Here is a 25,239-nt window from a genome sequence, read left to right as displayed (position 1 = left end):
TGGTGAGGCGAATATATAGCGCTAATATTTAGCGCGCAAGATAAATATAAAAAATGTTTTGTTGAGTACAAAAATCCCAAAATGTGGGAGCGGGCTTGCCCGCGATGGCGGTGAATCAGTTAGCACATCTGGCGACTGACACACCGCTATCGCGGGCAAGCCCGCTCCCACATTCAGATTTTTAGTGTTTGGAAAATCGCGTCAGACAGCGCCCTGCAAATTACTACGCAACGCAATCAGATCCGCCTGCAGCTTGCGCAACTGCTCAAGCTGCATACCGCTCGCTCCCAGAATGCACTGCGGAATCCCCATCGCCTTTTCCTGCAAGGCACGTCCCGCTTCGGTCAGTTCCACCACCACCACCCGCTCATCTTCACGCTTGCGGGTGCGGCTGAGCAGGCCTTCGGCTTCCAGGCGTTTGAGCAATGGCGTGAGGGAGCCCGGGTCGGTGAGCAAGCGGTGGCTGATTTCGCCGACGGTCAAGCCATCCTCTTCCCACAGCACCATCATGGCCAAGTACTGCGGGTAGGTCAGGCCGAGGGCTTGTAGCAGCGGCTTGTAGACTTTGGTCATCAGCAACGAGGTGGAGTGCAGGGCGAAACACAGCTGGTTGTCCAGCATCAGGTTTTCGCACGGGTTGGGATTTTTACTCATGGTGCTGCCTTAAAAAGCGTGTATGCCCAGGAATCTAGCGGGCAAACCTTTAATGCGCCAGATAATTCTGGCGCAGCGGTCAGACCAGGCCGCTTTGCAGCGCCAGATCCCATGGCGGCACAGGGCTGAAACGCGATTTGAGGTATTCCAGCAGCAAACGGCTGCGCGCATTCGGTTGCTGTTCCAGGCGCAACGCGTAGATGCCAGCGGTTTCCGGGCTGGGCAGGCCGTTTTCGCAAAACAGCGGCAGCAACTCGCCGCGCACCAGGTATTCGCTGGCCAGCCACGTGGGCAGGTGGGCGATACCCAGCCCGGCAAGGGCGCCAGACAGTAGGGCTTCGGCGTTGTTGGCGCTCATGCGGATACGCCGCGGCCGGTAGAGGGTGCGGCGCCCGTCCAGTTCGAAGCGCCACGCGAACATCGGCGCCAGGCCGTCCCAGTCCAGGCCATCGTGCTCGCTCAGCTCGCGTGGGTGGCTGGGCGTGCCATGGCTTTTGAGGTATGCCGGGCTGGCACAGGCGATGCGCACAATGCTCGCCAGGGGAGTGGCCACCAGGCGAGTGTCAACGATATGCCCGGCGCGCAGCACCAAATCGACTTTGCCCAGGTGCGCGCCCTGCATATCGACAAAGCTGTCGATCAAGTGCAGGTGCACATCGAGCCCAGGGTACACATTCAAAAAGTCGGCAATTACCGGCGCCAAGTGCCGTCGACCAAAGGCGGCCGGGGCGTCCACCCGGATCAAGCCTTCCGGCGCATGGCTCAAGGACACGGCTTCGGCACGGGCCAGTTGCAATTCGCTGACGATCCGCCGCGCCCGCTCGGCGAAGGCCAGGCCCGCCGGCGTGGGCAGCACCGCGTGGGTGCTGCGCTGGAACAGGCGGCTGCCCACCGAGCTTTCCAGGCTGTCGATGCGCCGCGCTACCGCCGAGGGTGTCAGTGGGTGGCGGCGCGCGGCGGCGGAAAAACTGCCGGTCTCCAATACATCCAGAAACAGGCTCAGTTGCTCGGTCAGAGTGTTGGGGTTCATGGGCGTGCGCTTATGCGAGATTGGCACAGCCATTGTGCGTTGCTGTGCGTTTCCACGCTATAGCCGACTGCGTAGCATGCAAGGCCTGGGCTTCTGGAGTGGTGAGCGGTGATGGATTTGGCGATGTATCTGGTATTGGGCGCGGCGCTCGGTACGGTCGGCGGCTTGTTTGGCATTGGTGGCGGGCTGATCGCAATTCCGGTACTGGGCGTGTTGTTCGGCCTGGATCAACAGATTGCCCAAGGCACGGCCTTGGTGATGGTCGTGCCCAACGTGATGCTGGCCTTGTGGCGTTACCACCAACGCAACCGGATTGAATTGCGTCACGCGCTGCCGCTGGGGGTCATGGGCTTCAGCTTTGCCTGGCTGGGTTCGATCTGGGCGGTGGGCCTGGACGCCGGGGCCATGCGCATCGGCTTCATCGCGTTCTTGCTGACGCTGGCGGCGTACAACCTGCTGCGCCTGTTCACCCGCAACGCACCGCCGACTGCGCAAATGCGTTATTCCTGGCCATGGCTTGGTGTGCTGGGTGCTGCGTCCGGTTCCATGGGCGGCTTGTTCGGCGTGGGCGGCGCGGTGGTTGCCACGCCGGTACTGACCAGCCTGTTCGGCACCACCCAAGTGGTTGCGCAAGGCTTGTCGCTGGCCCTGGCATTGCCCAGCACCAGTGTGACGCTGGTCACCTACGCCTGGCACCATGAGGTGGACTGGATGATCGGCGTGCCGCTGGCGGTGGGTGGCCTGCTGAGCATCAGTTGGGGCGTGAAAGTCGCCCATGCGTTGCCGGAGCGTGTGTTGCGCGGGCTGTTCTGCGCTTTCCTGGCGGTGTGTGCGGTGATGTTGACCTTTAAAGTCTGAAGCCTTCGACGATGTATTGCGCCAGGCATTCGGTGATCGGCGAGGTCATTGCCGGGTTGCGTAACAAGTGCAGGTTCATCGAGGGCAGTGGCGGGAAGCCTTCGTCGCTGCTCAGGATTCGCAAGTCGTCGGTCACCAGGCTTTCCATGCACACCATCACTGCCAGGCCAGCGTTAACCACCGCCTGGATCGCCGCCACATTAGAGCTGTGGTAGGCCATGCGATAATCACGCCCGGCCGCATCCAGCGCTGCACGGGTCCACTGGTAGTAGAGGCAGTCAGTACCGGAACCGGCCAGGGGCAGTGCCTCGTGCTCGTCCACGCAGAAGCACGGCGCGGCCGCCCACACCATGCGCTCGGTGCGCAACAACTCGCCGATTTCCTTGCCGGGTTCACGGCTGATGACGGTCAGCGCCAAGTCTCTGCGCTGCATCAACACCGATGACGACTCGCAGTGCATCTCGATCTGGATCAGTGGGTAGGCCTTGGAAAACTGTTTGAGAATGCCCGGCAGAAAACGCATCACGTAGTCATCCGGCGTGCCGATGCGCACCAATCCCACCATATGTGGCTCGCGCAAGGTGTTGAACACTTCACTGTGCAGTTTCAGGATGCGCCGTGCATAACCCAGTAATACCTCGCCTTCCGGCGTGAGCCTTACTTGGCGGCCATCGCGCTCGAACAACTTGCGTTGCAGCACGTCTTCTTCCAGCCGCTTCATCTGCATGCTCACCGCCGATTGCGTGCGGTTGACCAACTCGCCGGCGCGGGTAAAGCCGCCCTGGTCGGCGATGGCGACGAAGGTGCGCAGTACGTCGGTGTCAATGCTTGGGTAGCTGGACAATTGATCAATCTCAGAGATGTATTGCATAAGAAACATTCGTTGGATTGATCATAAGGCCAGGCACACACTTGCGCCATCCCCACTGGAGGGCGAGAAGATGAAAGGTCAGAAAGGTTTTGTGTTGCTGGGCAAGCGCCCGTTTTCCGTGCTGCTTCGCAGCATTGCCCGCTGGCAGGCGCTGCATGAGGAGCGCCATGCCCTGGCAAGCTTGAGCGATGAAGCGCTTAAGGATATTGGGCTTAACCGCAGCGATGTCGAGCAGGAGCGTCATCTGCATTTCTGGCAAGACCCGCTGCGAAAATAAGCCAGGATGCAGTAGGGTGGTCGGCGAGCTCACACGGAGAGACCCATGCCCGTCGACCTGTCGTTTTCCCTCAAGCAAGCGCGCCGCATGGCGCTGGTGGCCCAGGGATTTTCCGGGCGCCAAGCGCCAGCATTGATCAAGGCTGCGCACCTCAACCGTTTGATTGAGCGGTTGGGTGTATTGCAGATCGATTCGGTCAACGCCGTGGTGCGTTCGCATTACCTGCCGCTGTTTTCGCGCCTGGGCCATTACTCCCCGTTGATCCTTGAACACGCTGCCTGGAGCCAGGGCCGGCGCCGCTCGTTGTTTGAGTATTGGGGCCATGAGGCCTCCTTGCTGCCCATGGCGCTGTACCCGTTGATGCGCTGGCGCATGGAGCGGGCGAAGTTGGGGCAGGGCATCTATTCGCAGATGGCGCGCTTTGGGCGTGAGCAGCAGGCCACCATTCAGCGCGTGCTGCACACCGTCGAGCAGCAAGGCGCATTGGGCGCGGGCAGCTTGTCGACCCGCGAGGAGCGTGCCGGCCCCTGGTGGGATTGGAGTGAGGAAAAACACGCACTGGAATGGCTGTTCGCTGCCGGTTTGGTCACTGTCGCGGGGCGGCGCGGTTTTGAGCGGCTTTATGATTTGCCGGAACGGGTCATTCCCGCCGATATTCTTCAAGCGTCTGTGAGCGAAGCCGAGGCTCAGCGCGGTTTGCTGCTGCACAGCGCGACTGCATTGGGCGTCGCCACCGAAAAAGACCTGCGCGACTATTTCCGCCTGGACCCCGCCGACAGCCGTGGCCGCCTGGCCGAGTTGGTCGAGGATGGGCAGTTGCAGGTGTGCCAGGTGCAAGGCTGGAAGCAGGCGGCTTACTGCGTGCCTGAACCCAAAGTGCCACGCAAAGTGCCCGCAAGCGCCTTGCTCTCGCCGTTCGATTCATTGATCTGGGAGCGCAGCCGCACCGAGCGTCTGTTCGATTTTCGTTACCGGCTGGAGATCTACACCCCGCAACACAAACGGGTGTATGGCTACTACGTGCTGCCGTTTTTGCACAATGAGCGGATTGCCGCGCGGGTTGACCTGCGCGCCGAACGCGCCAATGGGCGCCTGGCGGTGCACGCGGTGCACGAGGAAGAACCGGGGCTGGATGAGGAAGGGATGCAGGCGTTGGCCCTGATTCTGCGGCAGATGGCGGACTGGCTTGGGTTGGAGCAGGTGCAGCTCAACTGCCAGCGGCCGAGTGCGGCGCGGCTTCGGGTGGCGATGCTCAGCTTGGGTGTTGAACTTTAGGACGCCATCGCGGGCAAGCCCGCTCCCACATAAAAATTGCATTCCCCTGTGGGAGCGGGCTTGCCCGCGATGGCGTCGGCCCAGGCAACTAAAATCTCAGCGTTTGACTTGCTTCAACGTCTCGGCAATCAAAAACGCCAATTCCAGCGACTGATCGGCATTCATCCGTGGGTCGCAATGCGTGTGATAACGGTCAGACAAGCCATCTTCGGTAATCGGCCGCGCGCCGCCAATGCATTCGGTGACGTTCTGCCCGGTCATCTCGATATGGATCCCGCCGGCATAGCTGCCCTCGGCCTGGTGCACCTGGAAGAACTCCTTCACCTCGCCAAGAATCTGCGCAAAGTCGCGGGTCTTGTAGCCGCTGCTGGCCTTGATGGTGTTGCCGTGCATCGGGTCCGAACTCCACAGCACCTGCTTGCCCTCGCGCTGTACTGCACGAATCAGGTTGGGCAGGTGGTCGCCGACCTTGCCGGCGCCCATGCGCGCAATCAGGTTGAGGCGGCCTGGGTCGTTGTCCGGGTTGAGGATGTCGATCAGGCGGATCAGGTCCTCAGGCTTCATGCTCGGGCCGACCTTGACCCCGATCGGGTTGTTGACCCCGCGCAGGAACTCGACGTGGGCACCGTCCAGCTGACGGGTGCGGTCGCCGATCCAAAGCATATGGGCCGAGCAGTCGTAGTAGTCGTTGGTCAGGCTGTCGCGGCGCACGAAGGCCTGTTCATAGTTCAGCAGCAGCGCTTCGTGGGCGGTGAAGAAGCTGGTTTCGCGCAATTGCGGCGAGCTGTCCATACCGCAGGCGCGCATGAACGCCAGGGTTTCGTCGATGCGGTCGGCCAGTTGGCTGTATTTTTCGGCCAGCGCGGAGTTGGCGATAAAGTCCAGGTTCCACTTGTGCACTTGGTGCAGGTCGGCAAACCCGCCCTGGGCAAACGCGCGCAGCAAATTCAGGGTGGCAGTGGACTGGTGGTAGGACTGCAGCAGGCGGTCCGGGTCTGGCACGCGGCTCTTTTCGTCGAAGCCGATACCGTTGACGATATCGCCCCGGTAGGCGGGCAGGGTGACGCCGTCGATGGTTTCATCGTTGGCCGAACGCGGCTTGGCAAACTGGCCGGCCATGCGTCCAACCTTGACCACCGGGCAACCGGCGGCGAAGGTCATCACGATCGCCATCTGCAACAGTACTTTGAAGGTGTCGCGGATTTTTGCAGCAGAAAACTCGGCAAAGCTTTCGGCGCAGTCACCACCTTGCAACAGGAAGGCGCGGCCCTGGGTCACTTCGGCAAACTGACGGCGCAATTCGCGTGCTTCCCCGGCAAATACCAGTGGCGGGTAGCTGGCCAGGCTGTGCTCCACTTGCAGCAAGTGCGCAGCGTCCGGGTACTGGGGTTGTTGCTGGATCGGCAGGGCGCGCCAGCTGTCGGGGCTCCAGGGTTGGCTCATCATGAACTCGATAGGTTGATTGACGGTCGGGCGCCAATGTTAGCAGCAATTAGTGCGTGACCTGTTGCCGCCGCTTGGCCGACAATCGCGCCTTTGCCGTGCGGTAAACCCTTTAGGAGTAGTGATGAGCGAGGAGCGTGTCGAGCGCCTGCTGGCTGAAGTCCATGATGATTTCGGCATGATTCGTGTGCTCGAAGTGGCCGATTACCGTTTTCTCGAGTTTGGCGATGCCATCGAGCAAAGCTGCGTGTTTACCGCCGACCCGAGCTGGCTCGAGTACGACTACACCCGCGCGATGTTGATTGGCGCGTTGTGCCATGAGCAACCGGAAAGCGCGCTGTTCCTCGGCCTGGGCGCCGGTACGCTGACCCAGGCGTGCCTCAAGTTTCTGCCGCTGGAAGACGTCGAGGCCATCGAGCTGCGCCCGGATGTGCCGCGCCTGGCCATCGAGTACCTGGGGCTGGATGACGACCCGCGCTTGTACATCCGTATTGGTGACGCGTTGCAATTGCTCGATACCGCCGAGTCGGCCGACCTGATTTTCGTCGACTTGTATACGGATGTTGGCCCAGGCGTCGGGCACCTGGCCTGGACCTTTCTGGAAAACTGCCAGAAAAAACTCAACCCGGGTGGCTGGCTGGTGATCAACCAGTGGGCGACCGATGACGGTAAACCATTGGGCGCGGCGTTGTTGCGCGGGTTGTATCACCGGCATTACTGGGAACTGCCGGTGAAGGAGGGCAATGTGATTTTGCTGGTGCCATCGGAGCTGGATCAGGAACTGGATATGGCAGCGTTGTCGGACCGCGCCGAGGCGTTGGCGCCGCGGTTGGGGTATTCGTTGCAGGCGTTGATCAAGGCGATTCGGCCGGCGACCTAGTTGCCTGTACTGACGCCATCGCGGGCAAGCCCGGCTCCCACAGTTGAATAGCATTTTCCGGTTGAAATGCATTCCACCTGTGGGAGCGGGCTTGCCCGCGATGAGGCCCGCACAGCCTACTCAAATCCCCTTGAACACCCCCGGCCGCTTCTCAACCATCGCCCGCACACCTTCTTTGGCATCTTCACTGTTCAACAATTTCTCCACCACCACCTGCAACCCGGCCGCCGCCACGGCTTCACCTTCCATGCGCGCCTGGCGCGCCGACATCAACGTCGCCTGCACGCCCAGCGGTGCCTGGCGGGCAATGCGGCTGGCCAGTTCGATGGCGCGCGGCAGCAGGTCTTCACTGGCCATCACTTCCTGCACCAGCCCCAGCCGCAGCGCCTCATGGGCGTCGAACTCATCGCCGGTGAGCAGCCAGCGCATCGCGTTGCCCCAGCCGGCGATCTGATGGAAGCGCAGGGTCGCGCCGCCAAACGGGAAAATCCCGCGCTGCACTTCCATCTGCGCAAAGCGCGTATTGCTGGCACAGAGGTTGATATCCGCCGCCAGCATCAATTCGATGCCGATGGTCAGGCAGTAACCCTGGGCCGCGACGATTACCGGTTTATTGACGCGGGGGCCGGCAAACACGCCCCACGGATCGCAGCCGCCCAACGGTGGTTGCCAGCCTCCCGACATCACGCCACTGACATTGGCCAGGTCCAGCCCGGCAGTAAAATGTTCGCCGTGGGCGAATACCACGGCCACGCGAGCGTCGTCGTTTCGATCAAATTCGCCATAGGCCAGGCTCAGCTCATTGAGCAGGTCCAGGTCAAAGGCATTGCGCTTGGCCACTCGATCCAGTCCCAACAGCAGGACATGACCCTGTAATTCACGGCTGACGCGACTGCTGCTGGCTTGATTCATCGGGGGTGGCCTCGGGGGCTTGGGTAGGGTTTTAGACCAGTGGGCCTTAATGGGCAGGTGAACCGTTTAAGTGTTGTGACCAACAGGGCCGGGCCTTTGAAAAATAGACCTTGGCGCGGGTATACGCAAAGAAGGTGACGCAGCGCGGTATATCGGCACTTTCGGATAAAAAAAGCTCCCTTTTTCAGCTATTTCCGGTATAGTGCGCGCCGGCCTTTAACCGGGCCGCGTTTAGGTAGCGCAATTCCCCGAAGTCAGCTTCGGCTGCACGTCCGCACAGCGGACTCTCCCTTGACGAATCTTTTTCATTCATTCGTTTTCGCAAATCCCCGCCGACAAAGCAGCCAGGGCGACTCTTGAGTCTCAACACGGCATGCGCAGCTTTGGAGCATGGGTCTTTGCGGATGCACTTAGAGGCAGACCCATGACCCAGGAAACCGGCGGCTTCGCCGCTTTTAATCTTAACCCGAACATTCTCGCTGCCGTCATCGCGACCGGCTACGAAGAACCTTCGGCTATTCAGCAGCAATCGATCCCGATCATCATGGCCGGCCAGGACATGATTGGCCAGGCGCAAACCGGTACCGGTAAAACCGCCGCGTTCGCCCTGCCTATCCTGCACTGCATCGATCCTGCCAAGCGCGAGCCGCAAGCCCTGATCCTGGCGCCAACCCGTGAGTTGGCGCTGCAAGTAGCAACCGCTTTTGAAACCTACGCCAAGCAAATGCCAGGCGTAACCGTTGTGGCCGTTTACGGCGGCGCGCCTATGGGCCCACAACTTAAAGCAATCCGTAACGGCGCACAGATCGTTGTCGCCACGCCGGGCCGTCTGTGCGACCACCTGCGTCGTGACGAGAAAGTGCTGTCGACCGTGAACCACCTGGTTCTGGACGAAGCTGACGAAATGTTGAAGCTGGGCTTCATGGATGACCTGGAAGTCATCTTTAAAGCACTGCCACCGACCCGTCAGACCGTACTGTTCTCGGCCACCCTGCCACAGTCGATCCGTGCCATTGCCGAACGCCACCTGCGCGATCCGCAACACGTGAAGATCCAGACCAAGACTCAAACCGTTACCGCGATCGAACAGGCTCACCTGTTGGTTCACGCTGACCAGAAGACCTCGGCTGTATTGAGCCTGCTGGAAGTCGAAGACTTCGACGCCCTGATCATGTTCGTGCGCACCAAGCAAGCGACCCTGGACCTGGCCAGTGCCCTGGAAGCCAAAGGCTACAAAGCCGCTGCGCTGAACGGTGACATTGCCCAGAACCAACGTGAGCGCGTGATCGACTCCCTCAAGGATGGCCGTCTGGACATCGTTGTGGCGACCGACGTTGCCGCCCGTGGCCTCGACGTTCCACGTATCACTCACGTGTTCAACGTTGACATGCCTTACGATCCAGAGTCCTACGTTCACCGTATCGGCCGTACCGGCCGTGCGGGTCGCGAAGGTCGTGCACTGCTGCTGGTGACTCCGCGTGAGCGCCGCATGCTGCAAGTGATCGAGCGTGTAACCGGTCAGAAAGTTGCCGAAGTCCGCCTGCCGGATGCCCAGGCCGTTCTCGATGCTCGCATCAAGAAACTGACCAACAGCTTGTCGCCGCTGGTGGCTGACGCTGAATCGACCCACGGCGACCTGCTGGACCGCCTGACTGCCGATATCGGTTGCACCCCACGTGCCCTGGCTGCAGCTCTGCTGCGCAAAGCCACCAACGGTCAGGCTCTGACCCTGGCAGCGATCGAGAAAGAACGCCCACTGGTACCGAACAACGCGCCACGCGGTGATCGTCCAGAGCGTACCGGTGACCGTCCAGACCGTGGTGATCGTGAGCGTCGCGCTCCGGTTCCATTGGCTGAAGGTCGTGCTCGCTGCCGTACCGCGCTGGGCGCGCGTGATGGCATCGCTGCCAAGAACCTGCTGGGCGCTATCCTCAATGAGGGTGGCCTGGCACGTGAAGCCATCGGTCGCATCCAGGTTCGTGACAGCTTCTCCCTGGTGGAGCTGCCGGAAGACGGTCTGGAAAAACTGCTGGCCAAGCTCAAAGACACTCGCGTTGCCGGTAAGCAGCTGAAGCTGCGTCGCTACCGCGAAGATTGATCCGCCCTTGGGCTGATTGATCGCATATAAAAAATCCCCGACTGGTTCGGGGATTTTTTATGCCTGGCATTTTTTGCGAGGCTGCAGGGTCAATTGTGGGAGCTGGCTTGCCTGCGATAGCGGTGTATCAGTGGCAAATAGGCTAACTGAACCACCGCTATCGCAGGCAAGCCAGCTCCCACCTTTAGATCTCCGTCAGCCGAAACGGTAGATGTCCATCCCCAGCGCGCCCAAGGTGAACCCCTGATGCGCCACACTGAAATCGCCTCCGGCGCCCCGTGCAAAGTACAACGGCAACAAATGCTCATCGCTGGGATGGCTGCGCACGGCATGCGGCGCCTGGCGGCGGTAGTCGTGCAGGGCCGCTTCATCGTTGGCGGCAAGTTTATCCACCACCCAATCGCGAAAATCCCGCGCCCACGGCTCGATGCTCTCAGGGCCGGCGCGCCAGTTCAGCTCACCCAGGTTATGGGTGATGCTGCCGGAGCCGATCAACAGCACACCCTGTTCGCGCAGGCTCGCCAGGGCATGCCCGACTCGGGTTTGCAACGCCGGGCCCATGCGGCTAGGCAAGGAAACCTGCACCACTGGAATATCCGCCGCCGGGTACATCAGTGACAGCGGCACCCAGGTGCCGTGGTCGAAGGGGCGGCGTTCATCGAGTTGCGCGTCGAGGCCATCGGCTTGCAGCAGCCCGACGATTTGCGCGGCCAGCTGCGGGTTGCCCGGCGCCGGGTACTGCACGGCAAACAGTTCGGGAGGGAACCCACCGAAGTCGTGCCAGGTTTGCGGGGCGGCGCTGCCAGTGACGAGTAATTGGTCGCTTTCCCAATGCGCCGATACCACCACAATCGCCTTTGGCCGTGGCAGTTCAGCCGCCAAACGGCGCAGCGCCGGGCCACTGGCACCGGGTTGCAGGGCGAGCATGGGCGAACCGTGGGAGATAAACAGGCTGGGGAGCATAAGTCGGGTCCTGAGGGTTAACATAGGCCCATCTTCAATCAGATCATTGATCTAAATCTAATATAAGTTTTAGCGCCTTTTGATCGAATTTTCAGGGTGATTTATGGAGCCTAAGTTTTGGCAAGAGCGCTGGGCGCGCAATCAGATTGGCTTTCACCTGCCTGACGTCAACCCTTACCTGCAACGGCATTGGCCGAAACTGGTACTGCCGGTTGGCGCAAAAGTGCTGGTGCCGTTGTGTGGCAAGAGCCTGGATATGATCTGGCTCGAAAGCCATGGGTATCGCGTAATGGGCGTGGAATTGTCGGAGCAGGCGGTTGAAGCCTTCTTCAATGAGCAATCGTTGACGCCGCATATCCGCCAGCAGGGCGCGTTCAAGGTGTATGCGTCCGGCTTGATCGAGGTGTGGTGCGGCGACTTCTTCGCCATCGACGCCGATGCGGTGAGCGATTGCACTGCACTCTATGACCGCGCGGCGTTGATCGCTTTGCCGCCACTGATGCGGGCGCAATACGCTGAGCACCTCAATACGCTTCTGCGTCCGGGTTGCAAGGGGCTGCTGATCACCCTGGACTATGATCAGACGCAGAAGGCTGGACCGCCGTTTGCGGTGACTGACGAAGAAGTAAGGGTATTGCTGGGCTTGCGTTGGAGCCTGACTGTACTTGAAGAGCAAGACATCCTGGGCGAGAGCTGGAAGTTTGTGCAGGACGGCGTTACGCGGCTGGAGGAGCGTGTGTATCAACTGACTCTGCGTTGACTATTGCATCGCCATCGCGGGCAAGCCCAGCTCCCACAGTGAATGCGTTCACTGTGGGAGCCGGGCTTGCCCGCGATGGCGTTATCAGCACCCACAAAAAAGGGGCGATCAAATCGCCCCTTTCTGTGTCGCATCAGCCCCGACGACGCAGCGCGTCGATACGCTCCTCCAGTGGCGGGTGGCTCATGAAGAAGCGGGCAAAGCCTTGCTTGATGCCACCGTTGATGCCAAACGCGGTCAGGCTGTCGGGCATGTGTACCGGCAGGCCCTGTTCGGAGCGCAGGTGTTGCAGCGCTGCGATCATTGCACCGGTGCCGGCCAGGCGGGCGCCGGCTTCGTCTGCGCGGAACTCGCGTTTGCGTGAGAACCACATGGTGATCGCACTGGCCAGGAAGCCCAGCACCACTTCAGCAAAGATGGTCGCCACGAAGTAAGCGATACCACGGCCTTCTTCGTTCTTGAAGATCACCTTGTCGACAAAGTTGCCGATGATCCGTGCGAAGAACATCACGAAGGTGTTCACCACGCCTTGTACCAGCGCCAGGGTGACCATGTCGCCATTGGCTACGTGGCCGATCTCGTGGGCCAGCACGGCCTTCACTTCGTCGTAGGAGAAGCGTTCGAGCATGCCCTGGCTCACCGCAACGAGCGCGTCGTTCTTGTTCCAGCCGGTGGCGAAGGCGTTGGCTTCATAGGCGGGGAAGATCCCGACCTCAGGCATCTTGATGCCGGCCTCGCGGGACAGTTGCTCAACGGTTTGCAGCAACCATTGTTCATGCCGGGTGCGTGGCTGGGTGATGACCTGGGTGCTGGTGCTCATCTTCGCCATCCATTTGGAGATGAACAGCGAAAACAGCGAGCCGGCAAAACCAAAGACCGCACAGAAAACCAGCAGCTGATTGAGGTTCAGATCAACCCCGTTGGCCGCCATGAACCCGTTGAAGCCGAAAAGGCTCAGGGTGATGCTGGCAATCAGCACGACCGCCAGGTTAGTGGCCAAGAACAGCAGGATGCGCATCATGGTTGTAGAGTTCTCCTCATGCTTAATATGTCGCGTACTGCGGGGTATATAAGGTGCGGCCTAAGGTGATTCAACCGAGCGACTATTTCAAACTGTGTCCTACAGCATCAATGTAGAGCCTTGAAGGGAATTTCTGACCTGGAAAGTGACGGGTGATCACCCCGCTCATGCCTTGGCGCCCTGTAATTACAAGGGGTTGACCGGTGCGTGGTGTGCAGCGGCGAGCGAGGAGGGGGGGCAGGCTAGAGAAGTGTTGCCAGATACTCGCTGTACGACCGAATGGCGGTCGTACAGCGACTTTTAGATTACTGGCGATAGGACTTGAGGAAGTTGCCGATGCGACCAATGGCCATGTCCAGGTCATCCACTCGCGGCAAGGTCACCACGCGGAAGTGATCCGGCCACGGCCAGTTGAACGCCGTTCCCTGCACCACCAGCAGCTTTTCCGACAGCAGCAGGTCGAGCACGAATTTCTCGTCGTTGAGGATCGGGCAGACTTTCGGGTCGATGCGTGGGAAGGCATACAACGCGCCCATGGGTTTCACGCAGCTGACGCCCGGGATCGCGTTGAGCAGTTCCCAGGTGCGGTTGCGTTGCTCCAAGAGACGGCCCTGGGGCAAGACCAGGTCGTTGATGCTCTGGTAGCCGCCGAGAGCGGTCTGGATCGCATGTTGGCTCGGCACGTTGGCGCACAGGCGCATATTGGCCAGCATGTCGATGCCTTCGATGTAGCTCTGGGCATTGTGCTTGGGGCCCGAGATGGCGATCCAGCCGGAGCGGAAACCCGCCACCCGGTAGGACTTGGACAGGCCATTGAAGGTCAGGCACAGCAGGTCCGGTGCCAGGGAGCCGGTGCAGATGTGCACGGCGTCGTCGTAGAGGATCTTGTCGTAGATCTCGTCGGAGAACACCACCAGGTTGTGCTGGCGCGCCAGTTCGAGCATGCCCAGCAACACTTCTTTGGAATAGACGGCGCCGGTGGGGTTGTTCGGGTTGATGATCACCAGGGCCTTGGTGTTCGGGGTGATCTTGGCCTTGATGTCGGCCAGGTCCGGGAACCAGTCCGCGCCTTCATCGCACAGGTAGTGCACCGGGTGGCCGCCGGCGAGGGTCACGGCAGCGGTCCACAGCGGGTAGTCGGGCGCCGGCACCAGCACTTCATCGCCATTGTTGAGCAAGGCCTGCATGGACATCACGATCAGCTCGGACACGCCATTACCCAGGTAGATGTCTTCGATGCCGACACCTTCGACCTGCTTTTGCTGGTAGTACTGCATCACGGCTTTACGCGCGCTGAACAGGCCCTTGGAGTCGCTGTAGCCCTGGGCTGTCGGCAGGTTGCGGATCACGTCCTGGAGGATTTCGTCCGGCGCTTCGAAACCAAAAGGCGCCGGGTTGCCAATGTTCAGCTTGAGGATGCGATGGCCTTCCTCTTCCAGGCGTTTGGCGTGCTTGAGCACTGGGCCGCGAATGTCGTAGCAGACGTTGGCGAGCTTGTTCGATTTGCTGACCTGCATGGCGATGTGATCCTGAAAATGAACGATCCAGACGGCGTGGACACTACCGTACTGCGGAACCTGCGGGGCTCGCACCCATAAATACGTTTGAATGCCGGTAGCGCGGGTGCCAGACTGGCGTTTTGAAGAGGCGCAATCATACGTGCCGCCTGATCCATGGAAAAGACACAGATCAGGGTTTTTCAGTTGCCGAGGTGTATCGATGGATAAGTTGCAGAAAACCGTTGAAGAATGGAAGGCGATGCTCGATCCGGAGCAGTACAACGTGTGCCGTCTCAAAGGCACCGAGCGACCTTTCAGCGGCAAATACAATGCCACCAAGACTGATGGCGTGTACCACTGCATTTGCTGCAATGAGCCGCTGTTCGATTCCACCACCAAGTTTGATTCCGGCTGCGGCTGGCCGAGTTTCTACGCGCCGATTGCCGACAGCGCGATGATCGAGATCCGTGACATCAGCCACGGCATGATCCGCACCGAAGTCACCTGTGCCAAGTGCGACGCGCACCTGGGGCATGTGTTCCCGGACGGTCCGCCGCCCACCGGCCTGCGTTACTGCATCAACTCGGTGTGCCTGGACCTCGTTCCACGCTGACTGATCGTTCGCACGCTCCGCGTGGGAACGCCTCCTGTGACGCTCCGCGTCACGACTTTAGAAGCGGACGCAGAGCGTTCTGAGCTGCATTCCCACGCGGAGCGTGGGAACGATCTATGTGCAGGCATCACTGCGGTCAATTAAATTGCACGCAATTGAATTGCCTACTACCTTTATAGCTCTTTCTCCGTATCCGAGGCGCTGCCATGAGCGACAACCTGCTGAGCATCCCGTGCACCACCATCAAGGGTGAGCAAAAGACCTTGGCCGATTTTGCCGGCAAGGCCATTTTGGTGGTCAACACTGCCAGCAAATGTGGTTTCACCCCACAATACAAAGGCCTGGAGCAGGTTTGGCAGCAGTACAAGGACCAGGGCCTGGTGGTGCTGGGTTTTCCCTGCAATCAGTTCGGCAAACAGGAGCCAGGCAACGAAGGGGCGATTTCCGAGTTCTGCGAGCTGAACTTCGGCGTCAGCTTCCCGCTGTTCAAGAAGATCGACGTGAATGGCAGCGACGCCCACCCACTGTTCGTGCAACTTAAAAAACAAGCGCCGGGGCTGCTGGGCTCCAAAGGTATCAAGTGGAACTTCACCAAATTTCTGATCGGCCGTGATGGCAAGGTGGTCAAGCGTTTTGCCCCGACCACCAAGCCCGAAGCCCTGACCCAAGAGATTGAAGCCCTGCTCAAATGACCGACTTGCCCCGCGTGTCCCTGGCGCTGGACGACCAGCTGTGTTTCAAGCTCTATGCCGCGTCCCGAGCGGTGACGCGGGCTTACAAGCCCATGCTCGATCAGTTGGGCCTGACCTACCCGCAATACCTGGCGATGCTGGTGTTGTGGGAATGGCACTGCGCGACCCCAACGCAACCCACTGTCAAGGCCCTGGGCGAGCGCCTGATGCTGGACTCTGGCACGCTGACGCCGCTGCTTAAGCGCCTGGAACAACTGGCGCTGGTGCAGCGCCGGCGCAGCGCGCTGGATGAGCGCGAGGTGCATCTGAGCCTGAGCCCCGCGGGCGTACAGTTGCGCGACCAGGCCCATGCCCTGAAAACCCGGCTGCTGTGCGACAGCGGTGTCGACCTGAACCAGGCCGACGTCTTGCGCAATGGTCTGGACGAGCTGCTGGCGCAGATCAAAAACTTGTCGAGTTCGGCACCCACAGGTCCAGCAGAGCTTTGAGCTCTTCGCGACGAAACGGTTTGGCCAGGTAGTCATCCATTCCCGCCGCCCGGCAGCGCTCGCGTTCTTCCGCCAGGGCGTTGGCGGTCAGGGCGACGATAGGCAACTCCGGCCAGCGCCCGCTGCGGCGAATCTGCCGGCTGGCCTCGTAGCCGTCCATCACCGGCATATTGCAGTCCATCAACACCATGTCGAAGCGCTGCTCCTCCAGCAACTTGAGCGCCTCGCCGCCATGGGCAGCCACGATCACTTCGCAGCCGAGCTTGCTGAGCATGCCCTTGGCTACCAATTGATTGACCGGGTTGTCCTCCACCAGCAGGATGCGCGCGCGATGTGCCAGGGGCACGGTTTCCATCTGGACAGGGTCGAGGATCAGTTGCGCCTCGCTGCGCAGGTTGCGCTGCAGAATCTGATACAGCGCGTTGCGGCTCAACGGGCGTGCCTGTTGCTGCAGCGGCATCAGAGCCGCGACTTCTTCGCTGGGCATGAAGTTGCCATAGGCCGTCACCAGCAGGATCGGCGCGCTGATGCCTGGGCGCAGGCGGAACAGGCACTCCGGGCAATCGGTGATCAGCAGGTCGGGGGCCAGCCCGGTCAGGTCGTCATCCTGGGAGTAACAGCGCAGCGCCAGCCCCCAAGCCGGCAGCAAGGTGCCGAGCAATTCCGCCAGGCCACTCCCGGTGTTGGTGATGGCGATGACTTCGCCCAACAGCGGCGCTTGTCGTGCGGCCGGCAAATGTGTGGGCAGCGGCAGGTCGGCGCAGAACTGGCTGCCAAAACCGACTTCCGAGCTGATGCTCAAGCGGCCCTTCATCGCTTCACACAGGTTATGCGTCAACGCCAGCCCCAGCCCGGTGCCGCCGAACTGGCGTGTGATACCCGCACCGGCCTGGGTAAACGGCTGGAATATTTTCACCTGCGCTTCCTGGGCAATGCCGATGCCGGTGTCACAGACTTCGATTTTTACCCGGCCACCCTCGGCACTGAGGCGCACGTCCACACGCCCGAAGCGGGTGAACTTCAAGGCATTGGAAAGCAGGTTGCTGACGATTTGCCGCACCCGTGTCGGGTCGCCAATGACTTGCGCAGGAAACAGCGGGTCGATCAGGCAGGTCAACTCGACACTCGGCGCCGCGTTCTGCGACAGCAGGTTGGCGGTGTCTTCCACCAATGAGCCGAGGTCGAACGGGATGCGTTCGAGCTCCAACTGGCCGGCGTCGAATTTCGACAGGTCGAGGATATCGTTAAGCAGTTCCACCAGCACCTTGCCCGAATCGTGGGCGATGGACAGTTGCTGGCGTTGTTCGGCGTTCAGCGGGCTGTCCAGCGACAGCGCGATCATGCCCAGCAAACCATTGAGCGGCGTGCGGATCTCATGGCTCATATTGGCCAGGAACGCGGCGCGCGCCTGGGCCATGGCCAGGGCGGTCAATTTGGCGGCTTCGAGTTCATCGTTGGATTGGCTCAAGCGCTGGTTGCTGGCCTTAAGCTCCAGAGTGCGTGCCGAGACGATATCTTCCAGTTGGCCCAGGTACTCGGTGAGGCGGTCCTCGGCATGGCGCCGTTGCTGGATTTCGGTCTGCATGTTTTCGAATTGCTGGTTGGCGACGTTCACCAGCACGCCGATTTCATCGTTTTCGTGACCTGGCGGGCAATCCAGGCGAGCCTGCTTGCTGGTGCTCAGGGCACGGATGATGCGCACCAGTGGCTGGGTCAGCATCACGTAGAACAGGCCCAGCAGAATGCCTGTCAGCAGCAGGCTGCGGGCGAACCCGTTGAGCAGGGTTATCTCGGCGCGGTGCAGGAAACGGCTGCCAAAGGCGTAGGTGTCGACGTCCAGGCGCAGCACGCCGAGGGAATCCTCGGGCATGTGGCTCAGGAACAGTCGATCTTCAAACAAGCGGTTGGCGCCAAACAGGAAGTCACTGATGGGCCGGTAGGCGTTCTCTTTGCGCGGCCGGTTCACGTCGGCCAGTACCACGCCATTGTTATCGACCAGTTGCGCGTGGGTGATGGCCGGCGAGTGCAACAGGCCCAGGGTCAGTTCCTGGGCAAGTTCGGCATCAATGTTGTAGGCGATACGTGAGGCAGGGTTATGGCTGATTTCGATCAGTGAGCGTATTTCACGGTTGATCGAGGCGTCTTCGCTGGCATAATCAATGCCGATTTGGATCAGGCTGAGCAAGGTTCCCAAGACGAAACCGACCAGCACAGTCAATCGAGCTTGTTTATAAGACAAGCGGTGGGCGAACTTGATATCCATCGGGTGTTGAACCACTTCACGTTTCCCTTCGCCCGGCAAGCATAGCTGAACATCCACAGGCTTTGGCTTGGCCGGCATGAATCGTTTTATACGCAGCCTCGTGGGGTCTGCCACAGGGTTGCCAATACGCCATCTTTTGCAAGAACTTGCCAGAGGAATAATCGTGGATTCTCGATTGAATGCCTTTCTTGAGCGGGCCGATGCGGTCCTTGCGCGCCTGGAACCGCTGTTACCTGCACCGCGCCAAGCCATCGATTGGAATAACTGCCTCGCCGCCCGTTGGCAGCGCGAAGGCCGTACTGGCTTTTTGCTCCCGCTGGAAGTGAGCCTGGACATGCGCCTGTCCGACCTTATCGGCGTGGACAAGCAACGTGAGCAACTGGCTCGCAACACTCAGCAATTTCTCGATGGCCTGCCCGCCAACCATGCGTTGCTGTGGGGCTCGCGCGGCACCGGCAAATCCTCCATGGTGCGTGCTTTGCTGGCCCAGCATGCCAAGGCCGGTTTGCGCCTGATTGAAATCGAGCGCGATCACCTGGCTGACCTGCCGCGCGTGGTCGAGCAACTGCTCAAGCTGCCGCAACGGTTCATCCTGTTCTGTGACGACCTGTCTTTCGAAGCGGGTGAGGGCGATTATCGCGTACTCAAGAGCGTACTGGACGGCTCCCTTGAGCAAGCGCCGGAAAATGTGTTGCTGTATGCCACCTCCAACCGTCGTCACCTGGTGCCGGAAAACCAGAGCGACAACGACAATTGGAAGCGCGTGGACGGTGAGTTGCACCCCAGCGAGGCGGTGGAAGACAAGATCGCCTTGTCCGACCGTTTTGGCTTGTGGCTGTCGTTCTATCCGTTCAGCCAGGAACACTTCCTGGACGTGGTCGAACACTGGATCGGCGAACTGGCCAGCAAGGCCGGCTTGCAGTGGCAGCGTGATGAAGCCCTCGACATCCTGGCCGTGCGCTGGGCCACCGGGCGTGGCAACCGCAACGGCCGTTGCGCGTATCAATTCGCCCGTTACTGGGTGGGTCTCAAGTTGTTGGAGCGTCAACCATGATCGATTTACAACAGGCCGGCACCGGCCTGGATGGCTACGCCATGCTCTGCGCGCAGCTGGAATCGCTGCTCGCCGATGAGCGTGACTTTATCGCCAACAGTGCGCAGTTCTCGGCGTTCCTGTTCAACCAGTTGGACGACTTGAACTGGGCGGGCTTCTACCTCAATCGCAATGAAGAACTGGTGCTTGGCCCGTTCCAGGGCCAGATCGCTTGCGTGCGTATTCCCTTCGGTCGTGGCGTCTGCGGTGCGGCGGCGGCATCCCGGCAAACCCAGCGGGTAGAAGATGTGCATGCGTTCCCAGGCCATATTGCCTGTGACAGCGCCTCCAACAGCGAACTGGTGGTGCCCTTGGTCAAGGATGGCCTACTGGTGGGTGTCCTGGATCTGGACAGCCCGTCGCTGGCCCGTTTTACCGCGCAGGACCAGGCGGGCATCGAGCAGTTGGCGGCGATTTTCCTGCGGTTGACCGACTGCTGATCCCGCAGGAGAGGGTCGGCCGCCGTTATTGGCTGTCCAACTGATGGAGCTGCACTTGCAACGTCCTCTCCAGCTCCAGCATGAGTTTTTCCAGGGCCTTGACCCCCATGTCTATCGTGGGGCGCTCCTCGTTGCGGGCGCAGGCCAGCTCCAGTGCTTCGCATTGCGCGGCCAATGCACTTGCCTGGACGATGCGCGCGGCGCCCTTGATCTTGTGGGCTTGCTCAATGATCGCCTGGGGCGCTGCCTGGCGGGCCATCAAGGCCACCAGGTCCTCGCGGTCCTGACGGCTGCTGCTTAACAGTTGCGCAAGCAAACGCCGGCTCAACTGCGGGTCGCCTCCGGTCAGTGCGTCCAGGCAATCGAGTTCCAGCCGCTGGCCGCTGGATCGGGGTTTGATCTGCGCCAGTTGCTGCTCCAGTGCAGTGAGGCTGATGGGCTTGAACAGGCAGTCATTCATGCCCGCCTGCGCACAGCGAAGTTTCTCCTCGGGTTGGGCATTGGCGGTGAAACCGAGGATTACGCAGGGCACCTGCTGTTCTCGCTGCTCGTATTCACGGATCGAACGGCTCAGCTCATAGCCATTCATGATGGGCATGTTGCAATCGGCAATCACCAGGTCGAAGTGCTCCTGGCGCCAGGCCTGAAACCCGGCGGCGCCATGTTGGGCTGCCGTGAACTGGTGCCCGAGGTAACCTAATTGCTGGCACATCAGCAAACGGTTCGCCGGGTGGTCGTCCACTACCAGCACATTGAGCACCGCCGCGGCTGTCGGCGCCTGAGACTTGAGCTCGTCCAGCGCTTCAATGGGCTTGAGGCAGGTCATCTTCAGGCTGACCTGCACTTGAGTGCCCACCATTGGCACGCTGCTCAGGCTCAGTTGCCCACCCATCATCTCGCACAGGCTGCGACAGATCACCAGCCCCAGGCCCGCTCCGCTCCTGGCCAGGTGCCCGGAGTTGTCCGCCTGGGCAAAGGGTTCGAACAGGCGCAATTGGTCGTCCCGGCTGATGCCGATGCCTGTGTCCTCGACCACCAGCTTCATCTGCACCTCTTGGGGCTGCTCGGTGGCTTGCACCTGCACCTTGATCTTCACCTGCCCGCGCTCGGTGAACTTGATCGCGTTGCTGACCAGGTTGGACAGCACCTGCTTGAAGCGCAGCGGGTCTATCAGCACGGCGGTGTTGTCGAGATTGGGGTCGAATTCGAGTAACAGGCTGAGGGTTTTCTGGCGGGCCAGACCATCGAAGACGCGCACCACCGATTCGATCACTTCGCGCAGGTTCACGCGCTCGGGAGCCAGGCTCAGGCGGCCGGATTCGATACGTGCAATGTCGAGGATATCGCCGATCAGCTCCAGCAGGTCCTTGGCCGAGTTGTAGGCCACTTCGATAGCCGGACGGTCGAGATGGCCCTGATCGGCGCGCTTGAGCGTCAGTTCCAGCATCCCGATCACGGCATTCATCGGCGTGCGGATTTCATGGCTCATGGTGGCGAGGAAGGTGCTTTTGGCGCGGTTAGCCTCGTCGGCGCGTTCCTTGGCAGTGCGCAACTCGTCGAACAGTTGGCGTCGGTCACTGATATCGATCCAGCCACCGATGATGCCCTGAACTTCGCCGTCCGAGTCGCGATAGGGCAGGATCCAGTGGTAGATCGTGAGTTTTTTGCCGTGAATGTGCAGGGTGCGGTCGAGGATCAATGGCGTGCCTTCCACCACCACCCGTTGGTAGTCGGCATGGTACTGCGCAGCCTCAGGGGCCAGGGCCATGTCCATTTGCACCACACTCTTGCCGATCACCTCTTCGCGTTTGACCCCGAACACTTGCAGGTAGCTGTCATTACAGGTCTGCAACAGGCCCTTGCGATCACGCACATAGATTGGGTGCGGTGTTTCATTGACCAGTGCGCGCATGAACTCGAACTGGTCATTGAGGGCGCGCTCGGCCATTTTGCGGTGCTTGATCTGGCGGCGCATGTAGGCGTTCCAGGTCAGGGAAATCAGCAGCAGCAACCCGGTGCCAATGATGATTTGCGCAATCAGTTGGTGGTAATTGCGCCAGTAACTGTCCGAGGCTGGCGTGTAACCGCGCCAGCGGCTGTTGATCACGCCCATTTCGTCCGGGGCAATGCTCAGCAGCGCCTTGTCCAGGATTGAGCTCAGTTCGACGGCACCGCGCGGCGTGGCCAGGGCGAAGGTGGCGGGCAGCGTGCCAATGCTGGCGCTGATCTGCAGTTTGTCCTGGAACACCTGGGAGGCCAGGAAATAGTTGGCGATGACCAGTGAGTTCACGGCCCCGTCCACGCTTCCCTGAGCCAGCATTTCCGAGGCCTTGAAGGTATCGCTGACTTCCACCAGGCGAATCTGTGGGAAGTTTTCTTGCAAGGTTTTTTCCAGCGGGTTACCGAGGGTGATTGCCAGGCGCTTGCCTGCCATCTGCTCCAGGTTTGTGGCCGCGTCGGGCTCCTTGCGGGTCAGCAGGACGTAGGAGTTTTCCAGGTACGGGCGGCTGAAGCTGAGCTGAACCTCGCGTTCGGTGCTGGGGACGATGGCCCCGATGATATCGGCTTTACCCGTGGTGAGCTGCTCGATCATCGTGCTGACTTCGCGACTGCGCTGTATTTCAAAACGCAGGCCGGTGCGCAGGCGGATCAGTTCCAGCAGGTCGGCGGTAATACCGCGAAAGTTGCCGTCGGCATCGAAGAACGTCAGCGGCGCGAACGTCTCATTGACCACGACTTTTACCACCGGGTGATCTTTGAGCCAGCGCTCTTCACGCTGGGTCAGTTGCAGTTTCTTGTCGGTCAGCAAGATGTCGCTGCCGGCGCTCCAACGCTTGGCGATGCTGTCTCGTTCATTAACGGGAACGGCCGTCAGCACCGCGTCGACGATACTCAGTAGAACGTCCTGATCGTGACGCAAGGCGAAGCTGAACCCATAGGCTTCATGCTTGCCGAAGTTGGCCATGTGGATATTTTTGAGGTAGCCCTTGTTGATCATGTAATGGGTGGAAATAGTGTCCCCCAGAAACACGTCCGCCTGATCGAACGCCACGGCATTGAGCGCGTTTTGATAGGAAGGAAAGGCGCGGATATCCGCCTGCGGGTACAGTTTTTTCACTTCGTTCAACGGCAGGTAGTGATAAACAAGGCTTAAGCGCAGGCCAGCCAGGCCATCGCTTAAACTGCGCGTTTCACCTTCGCGGGTCACCAGTACGGGCTGGTCCACCGCATACGGCTGCGACAGGATGAGTTTCGGGTTGGCGGCCTCAAAGCCATTGGATGAGCCCAGCAGGTCGATTTCCCCGGTTTCCAGCGCATGGATCGCGGCGTCTCGTGTCGGATAACGTAATACCTTGACGGGCAAGGCCATGGCTTTGGCCAGCAGCCCTGCGTAATCGGCGGTCAGGCCTTCATAGTCGCGACCGCTGGAGGTGAGGTCGAAGGGCGGATAGTCGGGTGCCGAGGTGCCCAGTACCAGCTCGCGTTTGTACATTAGCCACTGGCGCTGGGTCTTATCCAGCTGAATATCGAGTTGAACGGTACCCGCGCGGCTCAATAAGGTGAAGTGTTCCGGTCCGATTTGAGTGGCCGCGGGCACGGTAGTGCTCAAGCACAGGCCGGCCAATAATATAATCAGATAGTCCTTTATACGCCTTGGCATCCGCTTTCTCACACTAGCGCGTTTCGTTTTGCCATCTCGATAAGTTCTACCAAGGACTTGGCTTTAAGTTTTTGCATCAGCCTTTTTTTGTAAGTGCTTACTGTCTTGTTACTTAGAAACATACCTTTGGCGATTTCTTTGTTCGTACGACCTTGTGCAAAAAGTTGCAGCACCATCAGTTCCCGGTCGTTCACGGCCTTGAATAACTCAAGTTCCAGTGCGTCCTTGCTGTCGGCGCCATTGGAATTGAGTGCCTGGCTGGGGAAGTAGTTGTAGCCAGACAGTACCGCACGAATGGCACTCAGCAGTTCGCTCAGGTCGCCTTCCTTGCACACATAGCCATCTGCGCCCGAGCGCATGCAGCGGGTGGCAAACAACGTCGGGCTCTGGGCCGTCAGGATCAGGGTTTTCATCGAGGTGTTCATCGCGTTGAATCGGCAGAGCACTTCGAGGCCGTCGAGTTTCGGAATACTGATGTCCAGGATGATCAGGTCGGGCAGGCATTCGCGAACCATTTGTATCGCGTCACAACCGTTGTCCGTTTCGCCAACGATTTTATAACCTTCGTGTTCCAGCAACATGCGAATCGCCAGCCTGATAACCGGGTGATCATCAATGATAAAAACCGTGTTCATAATCATATTCCATGCAAGTGCAAATAAAGCGGGCACATTAGCTCAGAAGAAGAGGGAGGAGGACGAGCGTTGGGGGGAGTAGATATAAAACAGGAGAATTCCTACATAATAAAAGGTAACGACCTACCGTTCGATAAGGCTTTGCGTCGTCGGATGTAAGCAATAGTTGGATCAGTAAGCCTTGGAGCCGTGCCAGGGATTCGGCGATGGTTTTGCGGCGATTGTTTACCGGTGAGCGGTGTTTATAGTCCTACAGTTATAACGAGAGTAGTGGCTCAATCAACTCTGCCAGTGCGTCTTTATTCAGGGGCTTCAATAAATAACCAAGCAGGGGCAGCCCGCGCTGCCGGGCCTGGAGTGTCAGGTTGGACAACTCTGTTGCGGGCAGCCCGCTCAACAGGATTGCGCCGGTGATGAAGTGTTGGCGGCTGGCAATGTCTACCAGTTCCAGCCCAGGCAGGTCAGGCAGGCATTGATCGCACAGCATCAAGTCAAAGGGGCGGGTGGCGCAAGACATCGAGCGGATCGCCTGCTCGGCATTTTCCGCAAGGGTCAGTTGTTCGAAACCGAAGCTTTTGAGCAGGCACTGAGTGGCCAGGAGTTGAAAGGGATGATCCTCCACCAATAGGATTCGAAGACGGGGTATGGGCATAGAAGGCACATGGCTCAGTCAGAGGGGCGTGACGTAGGAATTGCGTGTCGGGTTCGCAAGAAGCGTGCGCGATTATTCCTCGAGCGGATGTGCGAATTCGATCAGGCCGCTCTGTTCCCGTCGTAGGTAAAGTCTGTACGGGACGCAGGCGGCATAACCTA

Annotated in this window: 23 protein-coding genes; 11 read left to right on the top strand and 12 right to left on the bottom strand. The window is 60.0% G+C overall.

Annotation, left to right across the window (positions count from 1 at the left end):
• Positions 1–201 precede the first annotated feature (201 nt).
• Positions 202–654 (bottom strand): MarR family winged helix-turn-helix transcriptional regulator, encoded by a 453-nt coding sequence (locus ACQY47_RS06055; RefSeq protein WP_017136154.1) that lies wholly within the window; start codon positions 652–654, stop codon positions 202–204.
• A gap of 79 nt (positions 655–733) precedes the next feature.
• Positions 734–1,684: a LysR family transcriptional regulator gene (locus ACQY47_RS06050; protein WP_058422841.1), complete on the bottom strand. Its 951-nt coding sequence runs from the start codon at positions 1,682–1,684 to the stop codon at positions 734–736.
• A gap of 108 nt (positions 1,685–1,792) precedes the next feature.
• Between ACQY47_RS06050 and ACQY47_RS06045 the strand changes: the two genes are divergently transcribed.
• Positions 1,793–2,542: a sulfite exporter TauE/SafE family protein gene (locus ACQY47_RS06045; RefSeq protein ID WP_065929730.1), complete on the top strand. Its 750-nt coding sequence runs from the start codon at positions 1,793–1,795 to the stop codon at positions 2,540–2,542.
• Here the strand turns inward: ACQY47_RS06045 and ACQY47_RS06040 are convergent.
• Positions 2,532–3,413 carry a LysR family transcriptional regulator gene (locus tag ACQY47_RS06040; RefSeq protein ID WP_428556499.1) on the bottom strand — a complete coding sequence of 294 codons (882 nt, stop codon included), beginning with the start codon at positions 3,411–3,413 and terminating at the stop codon, positions 2,532–2,534. The genes ACQY47_RS06045 and ACQY47_RS06040 overlap by 11 nt on opposite strands.
• Positions 3,414–3,483: 70 nt before the next feature.
• On the opposite strand from ACQY47_RS06040, the gene ACQY47_RS06035 reads away from it, so the two are divergent.
• Together ACQY47_RS06035 and ACQY47_RS06030 are read left to right on the top strand one after the other, a co-directional pair.
• On the top strand, positions 3,484–3,690 hold the full coding sequence (locus ACQY47_RS06035) for a DUF1127 domain-containing protein (RefSeq protein ID WP_026013616.1): 207 nt from the start codon (positions 3,484–3,486) through the stop codon (positions 3,688–3,690).
• Between the two features lie 45 nt (positions 3,691–3,735).
• The gene (locus tag ACQY47_RS06030; RefSeq protein WP_428556496.1) at positions 3,736–4,965 is read left to right on the top strand and encodes a winged helix-turn-helix domain-containing protein; all 1,230 of its coding nucleotides are present in this window, start codon (positions 3,736–3,738) and stop codon (positions 4,963–4,965) included.
• A gap of 96 nt (positions 4,966–5,061) precedes the next feature.
• Here the strand turns inward: ACQY47_RS06030 and ACQY47_RS06025 are convergent, their stop codons facing one another.
• Positions 5,062–6,408, bottom strand: a complete 1,347-nt coding sequence (locus tag ACQY47_RS06025; RefSeq protein ID WP_428556494.1) for a class II 3-deoxy-7-phosphoheptulonate synthase — start codon at positions 6,406–6,408, stop codon at positions 5,062–5,064.
• Between the two features lie 124 nt (positions 6,409–6,532).
• On the opposite strand from ACQY47_RS06025, the gene ACQY47_RS06020 reads away from it, so the two are divergent.
• The gene (locus tag ACQY47_RS06020) at positions 6,533–7,288 is read left to right on the top strand and encodes a spermidine synthase (protein ID WP_017136161.1); all 756 of its coding nucleotides are present in this window, start codon (positions 6,533–6,535) and stop codon (positions 7,286–7,288) included.
• Between the two features lie 120 nt (positions 7,289–7,408).
• On the opposite strand, the gene ACQY47_RS06015 is transcribed toward ACQY47_RS06020, so the two are convergent.
• Positions 7,409–8,200: a crotonase/enoyl-CoA hydratase family protein gene (locus tag ACQY47_RS06015; protein ID WP_017136162.1), complete on the bottom strand. Its 792-nt coding sequence runs from the start codon at positions 8,198–8,200 to the stop codon at positions 7,409–7,411.
• Between the two features lie 424 nt (positions 8,201–8,624).
• On the opposite strand from ACQY47_RS06015, the gene ACQY47_RS06010 reads away from it, so the two are divergent.
• On the top strand, positions 8,625–10,298 hold the full coding sequence (locus tag ACQY47_RS06010) for a DEAD/DEAH box helicase (protein ID WP_017136163.1): 1,674 nt from the start codon (positions 8,625–8,627) through the stop codon (positions 10,296–10,298).
• 195 nt (positions 10,299–10,493) lie between these two features.
• Here ACQY47_RS06010 and ACQY47_RS06005 read toward each other — a convergent pair whose 3' ends face one another.
• Positions 10,494–11,261: a DODA-type extradiol aromatic ring-opening family dioxygenase gene (locus ACQY47_RS06005; RefSeq protein ID WP_138451885.1), complete on the bottom strand. Its 768-nt coding sequence runs from the start codon at positions 11,259–11,261 to the stop codon at positions 10,494–10,496.
• Between the two features lie 103 nt (positions 11,262–11,364).
• On the opposite strand from ACQY47_RS06005, the gene ACQY47_RS06000 reads away from it, so the two are divergent.
• Entirely contained in the window at positions 11,365–12,021 is a 657-nt protein-coding gene (locus ACQY47_RS06000) for a thiopurine S-methyltransferase (RefSeq protein WP_428556491.1), read from the top strand.
• 133 nt (positions 12,022–12,154) lie between these two features.
• Here ACQY47_RS06000 and htpX read toward each other — a convergent pair whose 3' ends face one another.
• Together htpX and ACQY47_RS05990 are read right to left on the bottom strand one after the other, a co-directional pair.
• Positions 12,155–13,042, bottom strand: a complete 888-nt coding sequence (htpX, locus tag ACQY47_RS05995; RefSeq protein ID WP_017136167.1) for a protease HtpX — start codon at positions 13,040–13,042, stop codon at positions 12,155–12,157.
• Positions 13,043–13,347: 305 nt separating this feature from the next.
• Entirely contained in the window at positions 13,348–14,559 is a 1,212-nt protein-coding gene (locus ACQY47_RS05990) for a pyridoxal phosphate-dependent aminotransferase (RefSeq protein WP_017136168.1), read from the bottom strand.
• A 202-nt stretch (positions 14,560–14,761) separates the two neighbouring features.
• On the opposite strand from ACQY47_RS05990, the gene msrB reads away from it, so the two are divergent.
• The 3 genes from msrB (at position 14,762) to ACQY47_RS05975 (ending at position 16,334) form a co-directional block, all read left to right on the top strand.
• A complete protein-coding gene (msrB, locus tag ACQY47_RS05985; RefSeq protein ID WP_017136169.1) occupies positions 14,762–15,154 on the top strand; it encodes a peptide-methionine (R)-S-oxide reductase MsrB in 393 nt (130 codons plus the stop codon).
• Positions 15,155–15,360: 206 nt separating this feature from the next.
• Entirely contained in the window at positions 15,361–15,846 is a 486-nt protein-coding gene (locus ACQY47_RS05980) for a glutathione peroxidase (protein WP_099549066.1), read from the top strand.
• On the top strand, positions 15,843–16,334 hold the full coding sequence (locus ACQY47_RS05975) for a MarR family winged helix-turn-helix transcriptional regulator (protein WP_428556487.1): 492 nt from the start codon (positions 15,843–15,845) through the stop codon (positions 16,332–16,334). Before ACQY47_RS05980 ends, ACQY47_RS05975 begins: the two co-directional genes overlap by 4 nt.
• Here the strand turns inward: ACQY47_RS05975 and ACQY47_RS05970 are convergent.
• Entirely contained in the window at positions 16,288–18,597 is a 2,310-nt protein-coding gene (locus tag ACQY47_RS05970) for a response regulator (RefSeq protein ID WP_428556485.1), read from the bottom strand. The genes ACQY47_RS05975 and ACQY47_RS05970 overlap by 47 nt on opposite strands.
• A 163-nt stretch (positions 18,598–18,760) precedes the next feature.
• Between ACQY47_RS05970 and ACQY47_RS05965 the strand changes: the two genes are divergently transcribed.
• Both ACQY47_RS05965 and ACQY47_RS05960 read left to right on the top strand, forming a co-directional pair.
• Positions 18,761–19,651: an ATP-binding protein gene (locus tag ACQY47_RS05965; protein ID WP_017136173.1), complete on the top strand. Its 891-nt coding sequence runs from the start codon at positions 18,761–18,763 to the stop codon at positions 19,649–19,651.
• Entirely contained in the window at positions 19,648–20,130 is a 483-nt protein-coding gene (locus ACQY47_RS05960) for a GAF domain-containing protein (protein WP_017136174.1), read from the top strand. The genes ACQY47_RS05965 and ACQY47_RS05960 overlap by 4 nt, the downstream gene beginning before the upstream one ends.
• Before the next feature lie 25 nt (positions 20,131–20,155).
• Here ACQY47_RS05960 and ACQY47_RS05955 read toward each other — a convergent pair whose 3' ends face one another.
• The 3 genes from ACQY47_RS05955 to ACQY47_RS05945 form a co-directional block, all read right to left on the bottom strand.
• Positions 20,156–23,791 (bottom strand): transporter substrate-binding domain-containing protein, encoded by a 3,636-nt coding sequence (locus tag ACQY47_RS05955; RefSeq protein ID WP_428556482.1) that lies wholly within the window; start codon positions 23,789–23,791, stop codon positions 20,156–20,158.
• Between the two features lie 8 nt (positions 23,792–23,799).
• Complete coding sequence (locus ACQY47_RS05950; protein WP_017136176.1) at positions 23,800–24,426, bottom strand: response regulator transcription factor; 627 nt, start codon at positions 24,424–24,426, stop codon at positions 23,800–23,802.
• A 256-nt stretch (positions 24,427–24,682) separates the two neighbouring features.
• Positions 24,683–25,078: a response regulator gene (locus tag ACQY47_RS05945; protein WP_428556478.1), complete on the bottom strand. Its 396-nt coding sequence runs from the start codon at positions 25,076–25,078 to the stop codon at positions 24,683–24,685.
• Positions 25,079–25,239 lie beyond the last annotated feature (161 nt).

Origin of the sequence: Pseudomonas edaphica (assembly GCF_965277385.1) — a bacterium.
Classification (GTDB): Bacteria; Pseudomonadota; Gammaproteobacteria; order Pseudomonadales; family Pseudomonadaceae; genus Aquipseudomonas; species Aquipseudomonas edaphica.
The sequence above is the reverse complement of the archived record's forward strand: the minus strand, read 5'-3'. Positions and strand labels throughout refer to the sequence as shown.